The organism is Parapedobacter sp. GCM10030251, assembly GCF_042666505.1.
Classification (GTDB): domain Bacteria; phylum Bacteroidota; class Bacteroidia; order Sphingobacteriales; family Sphingobacteriaceae; genus Parapedobacter.
In genome coordinates, this window is record NZ_JBHTDN010000003.1 from 132,631 (window position 1) to 144,309 (window position 11,679).

Here is an 11,679-nt window from a genome sequence, read left to right on the forward strand (position 1 = left end):
ATCAAACATTTTGCATTACGTCCGTATTTACGATTGACGCGGCGCCCAATACGTACAGGTGCCGGTTGGCTCGATGGGTCCCGTGAAAAGCGTACACCCGCCGCAACTTTCGTTGGGGCGGGGTGGCAACCACAGGTTGCAATGCTGACATTGGGTATCTTCTGTCGGCGAGCTCTTCTGATATCCCAGGTTTTTTCTTACCTCGTAATCTTTTTCCGTCAACTTGGAAAAATCATCACAATTCCCACCAAACCTTGCCAAGGCGTCCTTATCGGGGTTGGCCGTACTGTCGGCCGCCGCACCGGCATCTTTTCCCGATTTACCGTTTCCGCCACATGCAACGAGGGCGACCGTACTGGCCAGACTCAGCGCAAGTGAAAAGGCGTGGCCGATAAACGTTCTTCTGCTTTCCATTACTTATCTCCTGTTAATTCGTTAATCAATGCATCCCCGATTTCACGTCCCTTATCTGAAAGGGCTGCCGACTTTAAACCACCGATCAGTGCCGTCTTTGTCGCCTCATTTAATTCTGCTTTGCGGACGCCTCCCGCGAATCCCCTGATGAGACCGATTTCGTAGTCGGTTTCACCCTTCGGCAGTGTAGCAATAAACGCTTTGTATTCGGACAAATTGCCGCTGGCGCCGATGGTAAAGGCCAACTCTTCCATAAATTTAGGTTGGTTGCGTATTTGATCTTTGTATTCGGCCGTTTGTGCCAACTGTTGGTATAAACGGTAAGAAGCCGCTACATCAGAGCTCAACAGGGCTTTTCTGAACCAAGCATCGGCTCCGTATTTTACGGCTAGCTTAGCCAAGGCATCAACCGTTTTGGGGGTGGGAGCAAACTCTCCCAGGCTCAACGCCGCCTGGCAGGCTACTTCGGCTTCTTCGTCGCTCGCAGCCGCAATGACGGCATCCACCAATGCCGGATAACGCTCAGCAAGAATAATCCCGTGTTTCCTCAGTTGGGGGTGGGAATCGGCCAGTGCCACCGATACATGCTCGGCCGACAGCTGGTTCAAGCCTTCCAATACATAAAGTGCATGTAGCCGGGTGCGCGGATCTGCGTGTGTTTTCAAAAGTTCAGCAACCTTACCTGCAACCGACGCGTCTTTGCGTTCAACCAACAAACGCTGGGCATTTATACGCCACCATTGGTCGTTGTGGGTAAGCAGGTCGACCAGTTCATCCGCTGACTTGCTACCCAATGCCGGTGTGGCAAGTTCCGGTCGTTTCCCTTCGGGGTAGATCCGGTAAATCCGGCCCAATTCGGTCCCTTTCTGGAAGTCCATGTCTTGCTTCAGGGAATCGGGAATGGAAACGGGTGTTTCGATATGCTGGCGGTACATATCGACTATGTATAGCGCTCCCTCAGGGCCTACGGTCGAATTAACCGGGCGGAACCAGGTGTCCGTCGACGCTAAAAACTCCTTCTCTTGTCCCTCTGGAGCCCGTTTTGCGGAAAGAAAAGGTCCTTCTTGGGTCGTATGGATGACATCGCGGTGGACCAGGTTCAGGGCCACCTCCGCAGTAAAGATATTGCCATAGTAAGCCTCTGGAAACAGGCCGGCGTTGTACATCATCCCACCGGAAGCGCCCGTAAAGTGATTCCATACGTGTTCAGTACGGTCCAATCCGGCCGCATCGTATTGCCGCTGTCTTCCCTCACTTCGCTCGACACGCCAATAAGGCGGCTCACTGATGGCGAAGGCGCGTATATCTTCCGTTCCATAGATGTTAGCAACCGACGAGTGCGAGGGCATGCGTTTATGCCGGTTCAGGTACCGGTCGGGAATGGGCGCCGTTTGAAGGTGCCAGGTGTTTTGTGTAAAAAACCGGTGTCCCCAATCGTCCATGGTAAGTCCAAACTGCCCTGCACCGGATTCGGCCTCGAAAAGATTTTTGTCGAGCCTGAACCGAAAATCTTTGCCGGCCAGCGATAGGGTGTCTGTTTTCGGGTGCCGTGCGGAGGTAACGCCGCTTCGTTGCCCGTTGTTATTGGCATAAATCCAGTTGTCAACACCATAGGTGAGACTGGTGATCTGAGCCTCTGAGTTATTCTCGAAAAAGCCGGAGAAAAGGATTTCTTCGTGGTCAGCCTTCCCATCACCGTCGGTATCTTTGTAATAGATGATGTGGGGTGCGGCCGTAACCAGCAGGCCGCCCTCGTAAGGCAGCAGGCTTGTCGCATCGCCGATTCCTTCTGCAAAAACAGTTGCGCTATCGATAACGCCATCACCGTCCGTATCTTTCACCAGCTTGATCCGTCCTTTTCCTTTACCTGGTTCGGGTTTGCCGGGATAGTCCGCCATCTCAACCACGTATGCGCTGCCGTTTTCGTCAAACATCAGCATAATGGGATCGGATACAAACGGCTCGGAGGCAAATGTTTCGATGGCAAATCCATCTTCTAGTTCAAATGTCTTTATCGCTTCTTCAGGTGATAACGCTTCTGCATATCGGGGTTTTTCGCTGCATGATATGGCACTGGCGATAACCAGCAGTCCTCCGATGAATAACACTCCATTTTTCATAATCTGATCTTGTTCGTATAAATTTCTGTTTTTTTATGTCATTGATTAATCTCCTGCACAAGCTGATCGCAGGCCTCGTAGATGAGGGATTCAATGGCCGGATCCCATTTGGCCGGCAAGCCATATACCCGCTGCGACGTATCGCCTTCATATCCACCTTCGCCCAACACACGGACCGGAGGGATGTATCCCATTACGTCGTTGTTGTATCCCAAGACGATGGCATCCCAGCCATACCGGTTTTTCAGGTTTATGGCATAGTCTACCAATACTTCGCCCGCTAAGCTGAACAGCAGTTGGTCACCGAGTTTCCAGACCTGCAACGGATACGGATAGGAAGTGGGCAGGGATTTGCCCTGATCCAATTGGCCGGTGAGCCGGTGTGCCCATCGCGAATAATAGGTTTTGTCGCCGTCTTTCCGGATTACTTCTTGCAAATCCGCCCGGGAAGGAACGGTTGAAAAAGGCAGAGTTACTTCCTTATACGCCGTTTTGAGTATCGGTTTCAACTCGTTCATTTGATTTTCTTCAAGCACAGATTCCACGGCGGCGGCCAGTTCTTTTCCGTATTGCCGGGCCAATGGAACCGTGCGCCGGGGCAGGGGATTCTGATCTCCGCAGGCTCCCTGGAAAAAGAGAGCGGTTGTGCCTTTGTGGTTTTCTTCGAGGGCCAGCTGGGCGTAGCCCGGGAAATCACCGGACCATTCGTAACCATCCAGCGTGGTGGGGTGGCAGGCGTAGCCAAACAATAGGGCCTTAATTTTCCCTTTTTTGTTTGTGACCTTGATAACCGAGACGGAGTGGTCGCTCGGCCCCTTTAGCTCAGTGGCTCTATGTAATTCGCCGGCGGGATTATTCCTCCGGTTTACCTGAAATCGCGTCACGCCGATATCTGCATATACCTTAGCTTCTTCCAGGTCCTTAAAGGCCCGGTCGACCAAATCGATAATGCGGCCTTCCAACCACGCGGTATACGCATCGATTTTCTGGCGCTCGGTGTCGTCAATCGGATAGATGTCGACCAGTGCGCCCGATATTACGGGACCGGAATGGGTGTGTGAGGAGTTGAGTAGGATGTCCGCATCATTCAGCTGATAGCGTGTATGCAGCGTTTGCCGCACTGATTTTCCTAAGGCTTGCGTAAAGCCCAACATATCGCTGGATACCATTACGGTAACGTGCCCGGTCGAGTCCCGCAAGACAACCGCCTTCGCCCATAACTCATGCTGCTTTCCCGTTGCGGGCTTCGTACGCGCGGCGTATCCGGCCATCCACATCGGCTGTTCCGGTGTGATGACCGTTCTGGCGACTCCAGCTTTCCATCCTTGTCCTACGGCGGCAGACGTGGAAAGCAAAAAGCTTACACACACCAGCCAATAAACGGATAACATTTTGTTCATAGCGTTTGCTGTGGTTAGTTAGGCGGGCAATTTAACGATTTTTGGTGCATTTTTCTGTATGCGATTGATCGCGGCGGCAATTTCGTCCATGTCACTGCGCGGACCTAAGAGCATATTCTGCGTCAGCCATACCGCTTCCTTGCACAATTGATCATTGGCTGGGCATTGGTTGCGCTCGAGATACCGCTCGTACTGGATCTCGTCGCTCGGATACGCTTTCCGGAAAAGCGGTGAGTCGAAGGAAGCTTTGATGAACGGTTGTGTGTTCAACGGATGGTAGCCACCTGAACAGGGAACTCCTTCGGCACGGAGGGCTTTCAGAAACCCGTCACGTGATAATCCCGCGAATTGAGCCGGGTCATACCGGAAAGGGTACAAGTGGTAAGCTCCTCTGGAAACTTCGGGATAGAGTTGGCAAGGGGTTATACCGGGTACCTCCTTTAACAGGCTGGACAGGTAGGCCGCATGGGTATGCCGGATGTCGGTTTCCTCAGCAAGCCGTGCGAGCATGACGAGTCCGATGGCAGCTTGATACTCGGTAAACCGTAGTTTGTTGCCTAACATGCCGTCTTGTCCCGGCGTAAATTGACCGGTAGGGAGCCCGAAGTTGTGGTATGACATACACCGGTCTATAAAAGCCTCGTCGTTGCTTGTAATGGCTCCGCCCTCGCCAATGGGTAGGTTTTTCGAATTTTGGAAACTAAAGCAGCCCGCGTTGCCTATGCTGCCCACTTTTTTTCCGTCGTACTCCGCAAGGTGGGCTTGACAGGCATCTTCAATCACCACGAGATTGTGTGCGCGGGCAATTTGCATAATCGCATTCATGTCGGCAGGAAGTCCCAAAATGTGGACAGGTAATATGGCTTTCGTTTTGGAGGTGATTTTCGCTTCGATCTGCTTGGGATCTATCTGGAAAGTTTCTGGGTCGATGTCCGCAAATACGGGTATCGCGCCGTTGAATAACACAGCGGATACCGTTGCAATAAAGGTGTAGGGCGGTACAATCACCTCATCTCCCGGTCCGATTCCGAAGCTATTGATCGCCGTAGTAAGCGCGCTGGTGCCGTTGACTACCGTAAGGGCTCTCTTGGTGCCGATTGCTGTTGCCCAACGCTGTTCGAAATCGTTGGTCCTAGTGCCCCGAACCCAACGACCGCTCCGCATAACCTCCAGCAATCCCTTTTCGTCGGTTTCAGGATTCCACCGTGGCCATTGGGGCCACTGCTTATTTTCCCATATTCCTTGTCCGCCCAATATGGCCGGACGCCCTCCCAACTGTACATTCCCAAATAAGGTCGGCGACACTGCCAGGGTAGCTCCAAGAAGGGTCCCTTTCTTAATAAATTCCCTACGATTCGTCAGTTGCTCATTATTCATATGCTGTATTGTGTTTACAGAAAATACGCCAGCCGCCATGTCGTGATTTGAGAGACGAATAACGCAAATTTACCGCTAATTTACTAATTGTTGTTGCTTTTTGAATGATTATTGCGAAAATAACTGCTGATAATGTGCGGAATTTTGATAAATACCGCCGCTCTGTGCGTAAAAATCATCATTTAAGAGAAACTTGCCTTGCCGCTGTTCCGCCCACGACGCTCCATAGGAGGGGTGATACTGGCGCATGGTCTCCCAATTCACGTAATTGGTTGCCCCATTGGTTTCCATCAACGGCATTCCCAATCCCGGAAAGGGCTCGAGACGAGCGGTCATGTTCTTGTGCCACTCCAGCAGGATCGGGTTGATGGTAAGATCCGAACACGCGCAGGGAATCTGCTGGTGGTGCGCATACTCGAGGATTTTAAGCGTCTGACTAAGAGTCTTTGCCACACTTTTCAATACAATGGCCTGGTACCCCTGTTCAATTCGCCGTTTGGCACTAGCGACATCATAAACGCTTTCGTCGGCGGCAATACGAACGCCTAAATCACCCACATACGTTTCGTTTTGTTCGGCAAAAGGTTCTTCATAAAACAATATCTGGTCAAAGGCCCCAATCTCACGGGCATAGTCCAGGTAACGCATGAACGTTTCCTTGTGTTCATAACGACCATTCGCATCCATGGTATACACCAACCTCCCGTTCGGGGTTTCTTCGGTTCGGATATCTTGCAATAGACGGTGGAGTTGTTTAAGTCTGCGCATATCGCCTTCCAGCATCGTCTGCTGATCGCCCGGGTATCCGGTTTTGATCTTAAAGATAAAGTATCCATCGGCGACCGCCTGCAGGATCGTTTCGTCGGGCATGTCATAAGACACCTGGAATAGGATACCGATCCGGTCGTTTCGATGGGCCAACGCGGCGCGGTATCTCGGCAGAATCATTTCGTGATAATCTTGCAGATCGTTTTCTGCTGCATAGAGCAGCCAGATGGCATTGTCTAGGCTTACGAGTGCATTGAATACAAAATTGGGGTTCAACGTATCGGTGCCTGCCAATTGTTTCGCTATTTCATAGGTTTCCGGATACAGGTCGTCCATTAAGTCCACAGGTGAATTGAACGTTCGTTTTCTTACCAGATCCAGGGCGCGGGCGGTAACCAGGTACATCAATGCGTTGCCGGTGGCTTCGCTTGCCCGGACAAACAGATCGGCATCTCCATACAATACGCTTTGCGTCGCGATGCCAATGCCGGCATGGCCACCCGCGGATTCCAGTCTGGAGGCGGTCTGCCACAGTTCAGTCAGGTATCCGCCCTTAAAACCAAATGGGAAACGCAGCTTCTCCCGCTCAAAATTCGCATCGGCACGTATCACTTCGATCGTTTTCATTCCGGGTGGGTTTTCAGACGAAATGGAAAGCCCGGAAGGCAATCGATTGGTCATCGATAATGCCCCCAGGCCGCCAGATATTTTCAAAAAGGTTCTCCTATCGATCACTAATCTACGATCCAAAAATTATCAGTGGTATTGAAGTTATCAAATATATAAAAATCTCCGTTTGCTTCCATGCACAGCAGGGTTGTGCCAACCCCTATGATTTTCTCAAATCGGTTCCAGCCGCTACCGATGCGGCTCCTGGAACCCAGGCGGCCGCTGACCGTTACGGGTTGAGACCATAAGTTTCCGTCTGCGTCCACGGCAAGCAAAGAAGTTGCATTGAACAGCGCAAGTTTATTTTTGTAAACGTTGTACCCGGTACCGACCGTAACGTTATTGGGTGTGTTAAAGGAGGCATCATTTCTTGCATACCAGGCCTGGAGTGCGCCAGCTTCCGTCAGTGAATAGAAGAAAACCCCCGATGGGGAGGGCATAAACAGGGGCATACTGAATCCGCTGCCAAAGTTGTCGGCGTTTGCGGGCGTCTTCACAATAACGGGAGCCCCGGTCTGAAGCGTAACCATTTGCAGCGCATTGCCGGTCGTGACGGCGACGAACCGGTCTGCATTATAGAAGAACAGATCCCGGTACGCGTCCCGGGGCACTGTTGCTACTTGGGTACCGTTTACGGATACCGATCCGTCCCCATTCAGCGGATAGGCAATCAGTTTGCTGTCAGACGTCCATTCATATAAGCTTTCGCCGCCGTTAAATTCAAAATACTTGCTGGACAAGTTGCCGGCGAGCGCTGATTTTGATCCGGTGGCTGTAACCACGGTGGGTGCGCGAAAGGTTTCAAACTCGTTATAAACGGTGTCGATCCCCTGAGGTGGGAAAAAGACCGTGCGAAGATTGAACTCGCCTCCAGCCGGAAAATTCGTCAGTTGCAGGATATTGGTTTCCCGGTCGGCGCGCACCGTCTTTACCTGGCCCGATGCATTGGTATAAACCACCTCCGCATACGCCACACTGTCGCCCACGGTAACCGGCGTCAGGCCCAGCTCGAAGATCGACTCATCTGGATTGAGTGTGAAAGCGTCTACCTTCCGGGCGCGCAACCCATTGGCAAAGTCGTCTCCCCACACCGTGACGGTGAGGTTTGAATACAGAGAGGTTTCTCCCTCGCTGTTTGCGTTGCGGAATTCGAAAAGCGTTGAGCCTTCCGGCAGATTTTCCAAAATAACGGAATCCCGCTGCAAGCCCGAACCGGTTCGGACAAACTCCTTTACAAGGGAATCCCGGCGCATGTTCCAATAAATGATCGTCCGGTCTACCTTGGGATCGGCACCGATATACCAAGTGATTTTAGCCCGGCCAAAACCTGGATAAAACTTGAGCGAATCTACTTTGCCCAGGTATACCTGCTCTTCCTTCCCGGCCCACTCTGCTTGGATATCATTCATCTTATCACAAGACGAAAACAGTAGGGCAACGGATGCCACTAATCCCAGTACAACGGGGAATAGGCTATATGTCTTCTTCATCTGTTTCATGTTTACGCCAATAATTAATTTTGGGCTACCGTATTGTCTCCATACGCTGTAATTTCACCCATCGACCAGTAATTAGTCGGTGCTGGAGGAGTTCCTGCGATCTCACGCGCGAATATCCGGATGTAGCGTACCGGCGGTGCATCGATCGGCATCTCGTATTCCGTTCCGTTGGCGGCCAGATTCAGCGCACCCTGAGGGTCGGGCGGTACCATCCGATCGTAACGCGGGATCGCATGGTAACCCAAATACGCCCAGTCGTCCTTGAAGGTTTGGGCGGGCATGGGGTACAATGGGTCTATTTTGTTTGCCACGTCGTTTTGGAATGCACCGTGACGGAGACTGGTTTCATCCAGCCAATAATCCCTGTTCTTTAACTTATCAAAGTCAATCTGGTCGGTACCCCACATTTCAAACTGCGTGATGTTGGCCTGCCCGTATACCGAATTGACGTGGTAACCATGGATTACGATCCGGCTGAGCTTAACAACCTGTCCGAGGTCAATGGTCATAGACAAGCCGTTCCCGGCACCCGGCTGGGTGAGCCAGCCGTGGGAAGCCGTATTCACAATGTTGTCCCAAAGGGTGTTCATATTACGGCCGCTCAAGGTCGTCGGGTTGTCCAGCGGAATCGTGGCCCGGTAATCCGCGTAAGGTTTGTCAATCAGCGTTTCGAAGAACGGCGTGGTGGTAAACCAGGTAGTGTCCGAAATATTATCCCACTTGTCTTCAAAAGAAATGCCCACCGTCGTCTCTACCGGTTCAAATCCGCGGAAAGCGCGCCGTTCGGTTTCCGATGACGAAAAGTACATTTCGCGGGTGACCAGCTCGCCCGGTCGCGTCTCATCGGGTACGATCATGCGTACACCCAGTTCCGTCAAACCTGGGTTATCCCAGGAAGCAATGATGCCGCCAAATCCAGGGGTCATTTCCAGCGTTCGCTCGGCAATCGAAACCAAGCCTTCCAGTGGCACGAACTCTATTTCCAACGGTTCCGATCGCTGTTCCTGCCGATTGACTTTGTACAATTTGGCACCGACCGGTTCGGTGGTGTTGAATCCTTCAATGGTCAGCTCATTCTTGTGAATGGATGATTTTTCCGTAAAGGTCCTTCCGTTTCGCTCATACTCTGCCATGACATACAGCAGATCGTTGTCCTTGGGTAAATCATACGTGATCTTGGCGCCACCATTAATCGGCGTGACGGTATACCCTGTTAGGGGACCTGCGTTCCAGGTGCCGCCTTCCGGTCGCTTAAGTTCGCTCTCTCCGCAAGAAGCTAATAGCAACACCATGGCTGCGAAGACAAAACTATATTTTTTCATCTTTAATCAATTTGTTGTTAACGGTGATGAAGCGGTCCTGATCGATTCGTTCCGGTGCGGTTCGAATAAAATCACGAGGGTTTCACAAACGTTATTTTTATCGTCATTCCTATTTATTCGCCCGATGACTACCAGCCATAGGTCTGCTCCAGATTGGTGTTTACCCGCAGGTCGTACTCCCGTAACGGCCACAGGTAATCCCTGAAGGTCATCTGACGTGCCGGAGCAGTAACCATGGGCACATAAAAATCTTCCGTTATCACGGTATTGGTTGTCCACGACATCGGCGGCAGCGTCCAGTACTGATCGGCAATTTTCCAGCGGCGGATGTCCCAGAAACGCTGGCCTTCAAATGAAAGTTCAATGAGGCGCTCTTTCTGGATGATCCGGCGCATATCGTTTTTGTTGCTGGGTGCGGTGGGGTTAAAGGCCGCGTTTTGCCACGACTCGACCACACCGTCCAGCCCGGCATTTTCCCGGATCAGGTCAATCCAATGGTATACCTCTTCGTCGGGTGCCGCCTTTACTTCGTTTAATGCTTCCGCATAGAGCAGGTACAGATCCGCCAGACGCAGCAGCGGAAACTGGTAGGCGTAATGTGTGTATCCCTGGCCGCTGATGCCCCGACTACCGGACGATTCAAACGGAATAATTTTTTTAGGCGTGTACGAGGCCAATCCGTTACCTGGCCCCACTTCATTCGACCGTGATCTGTTTACCGGGCTGAACGACGCGCCACCGTTATTGGTGGTAGAAGCCAATTCGAAATAGCCGCGGTCGATTCCCAGGCTGGCATAAAAACGCGGTTCCCGGTCGAAGTGCAGCTTCACCGTAACCTCTCCGGTGGCAATATACGATTCATGCCGGTCAATGGGTTCTGCCCTGCGCAGGCCGAACCGATTGGCGTAATCGTAGTTTTTATCTTCATCGATCGGCACTCCGTTCTTTGAATAATATAACTCTGCCATGTGCCACGAGGCGGACATGTAATTAAGCAGGATCGGTTGGTCGGTGCTGTACAGTACCGGGTGCATGCTGAGCAGCATATGTCCCAAAACGGCCAGGCCGGGACTACCCTTGCCACTGGCAAACTGTTCCTGTGTTGCCCACAGTACCCCCGAATTCCGTTCGAAATCTTCCGTAATCGATTTCCGGATGGTCATCAGTTGTTCCAAAGTGTCGTTCATGGCAAACGTCTGGGCACCACCTGCCAGCTTGTTGAATGTATACAGCCGATGGCCACTGGCTTCGGCCAGGTCAATGGCGTCTTTGATGGCCGCGGCAGCGCGTTCCCACTTAGACGGATCGTAGGTGCTGGGGATCAGCTGGATCCCGCGGTTGTCCACCCAGCCGGCATAATCGGGGTTTCCATTAAACAAGGGGCTAGCCGCCCAAGCCAGGACCTTTGCCTTGATGCCCAGCGCCGTAACCTTAGTAATCCGGCCACGTTCGGTGGTCGGATCCAACAGCGTTTCCGGTAAACCGGCCGCAGCCTGGTCTAAAAGCTCTACGATGTAATCCACGCACACGTCGATCGGCTCGCGGTAGACTTTGGCATCTTCCGGGCTGGTCGACACCGGTAGATTCTCTTTTACCAGCACAATCGGGCCATAGAGTTGCATGAGAAAGAAGTGGTAATACGCTTTGAGAAAGGTAACTTCCGCAATCCATCTCGTGCGTTCCAATTCGTCAATATCCCGCGGAACATGGGCATTCTCCAAAAATATATTGCAATCGCGAAGGGCAACGTACAGCGCTTTACCGCCATTTGCGCCGGACCAGTAATCCTGGTACGGGGCGTTCGCATTCTGAAGCCCCCGTGCGATCATCGCTGCAGGCATCACTGCCGCCCGACTTTCGTTGCGGTAATCAAATTCATCCCGGCTGGTAAAATAAGCCGGATACCACCACGGATTGGTCGGGTCTGGTAAATGTGAATAGCATGTTCTCATAAACTTTTCCATCACCGACCGGTTCGAGAAGGCATGATCGAGCGTGGCTGTATCATTCGGCACCACATCCAAATAGTTGCAGCTTGCTACCCCCAAGAGGAAACAGGCCGCCGTGATTCGAAATAAACTCTTCATTCGTATATCATTTATTGCCGACG

At 52.0% G+C, this 11,679-nt stretch carries 8 protein-coding genes; all 8 read right to left on the bottom strand.

What is annotated here, in order from left to right:
* Positions 1–27: 27 nt before the first annotated feature.
* Positions 28–414, bottom strand: a complete 387-nt coding sequence (locus ACFQRK_RS09965) for a hypothetical protein (protein WP_379006094.1) — start codon at positions 412–414, stop codon at positions 28–30.
* Entirely contained in the window at positions 414–2,534 is a 2,121-nt protein-coding gene (locus ACFQRK_RS09970) for a PVC-type heme-binding CxxCH protein (RefSeq protein WP_379006097.1), read from the bottom strand. Before ACFQRK_RS09970 ends, ACFQRK_RS09965 begins: the two co-directional genes overlap by 1 nt.
* Positions 2,535–2,572: 38 nt before the next feature.
* Positions 2,573–3,934 carry a neutral/alkaline non-lysosomal ceramidase N-terminal domain-containing protein gene (locus ACFQRK_RS09975; protein ID WP_379006100.1) on the bottom strand — a complete coding sequence of 454 codons (1,362 nt, stop codon included), beginning with the start codon at positions 3,932–3,934 and terminating at the stop codon, positions 2,573–2,575.
* A gap of 18 nt (positions 3,935–3,952) precedes the next feature.
* Positions 3,953–5,311 (bottom strand): DegT/DnrJ/EryC1/StrS family aminotransferase, encoded by a 1,359-nt coding sequence (locus ACFQRK_RS09980; protein ID WP_379006101.1) that lies wholly within the window; start codon positions 5,309–5,311, stop codon positions 3,953–3,955.
* Between the two features lie 108 nt (positions 5,312–5,419).
* Complete coding sequence (locus ACFQRK_RS09985) at positions 5,420–6,706, bottom strand: enolase C-terminal domain-like protein (RefSeq protein WP_379006103.1); 1,287 nt, start codon at positions 6,704–6,706, stop codon at positions 5,420–5,422.
* A 107-nt stretch (positions 6,707–6,813) separates the two neighbouring features.
* On the bottom strand, positions 6,814–8,238 hold the full coding sequence (locus ACFQRK_RS09990; protein WP_379006104.1) for a DUF4998 domain-containing protein: 1,425 nt from the start codon (positions 8,236–8,238) through the stop codon (positions 6,814–6,816).
* A gap of 23 nt (positions 8,239–8,261) precedes the next feature.
* Complete coding sequence (locus ACFQRK_RS09995; RefSeq protein WP_379006107.1) at positions 8,262–9,569, bottom strand: DUF4959 domain-containing protein; 1,308 nt, start codon at positions 9,567–9,569, stop codon at positions 8,262–8,264.
* Positions 9,570–9,697: 128 nt separating this feature from the next.
* Entirely contained in the window at positions 9,698–11,656 is a 1,959-nt protein-coding gene (locus tag ACFQRK_RS10000; RefSeq protein ID WP_379006109.1) for a RagB/SusD family nutrient uptake outer membrane protein, read from the bottom strand.
* Positions 11,657–11,679: the final 23 nt, after the last annotated feature.

Coding starts and splice junctions, on each gene's coding strand:
- ACFQRK_RS09965 (WP_379006094.1), bottom strand. CDS start 414: ATGGAAAGCAGAAGAACGTTTATCGGCCACGCCTTTTCACTTGCGCTG.
- ACFQRK_RS09970 (WP_379006097.1), bottom strand. CDS start 2,534: ATGAAAAATGGAGTGTTATTCATCGGAGGACTGCTGGTTATCGCCAGT.
- ACFQRK_RS09975 (WP_379006100.1), bottom strand. CDS start 3,934: ATGAACAAAATGTTATCCGTTTATTGGCTGGTGTGTGTAAGCTTTTTG.
- ACFQRK_RS09980 (WP_379006101.1), bottom strand. CDS start 5,311: ATGAATAATGAGCAACTGACGAATCGTAGGGAATTTATTAAGAAAGGG.
- ACFQRK_RS09985 (WP_379006103.1), bottom strand. CDS start 6,706: ATGAAAACGATCGAAGTGATACGTGCCGATGCGAATTTTGAGCGGGAG.
- ACFQRK_RS09990 (WP_379006104.1), bottom strand. CDS start 8,238: ATGAAGAAGACATATAGCCTATTCCCCGTTGTACTGGGATTAGTGGCA.
- ACFQRK_RS09995 (WP_379006107.1), bottom strand. CDS start 9,569: ATGAAAAAATATAGTTTTGTCTTCGCAGCCATGGTGTTGCTATTAGCT.
- ACFQRK_RS10000 (WP_379006109.1), bottom strand. CDS start 11,656: ATGAAGAGTTTATTTCGAATCACGGCGGCCTGTTTCCTCTTGGGGGTA.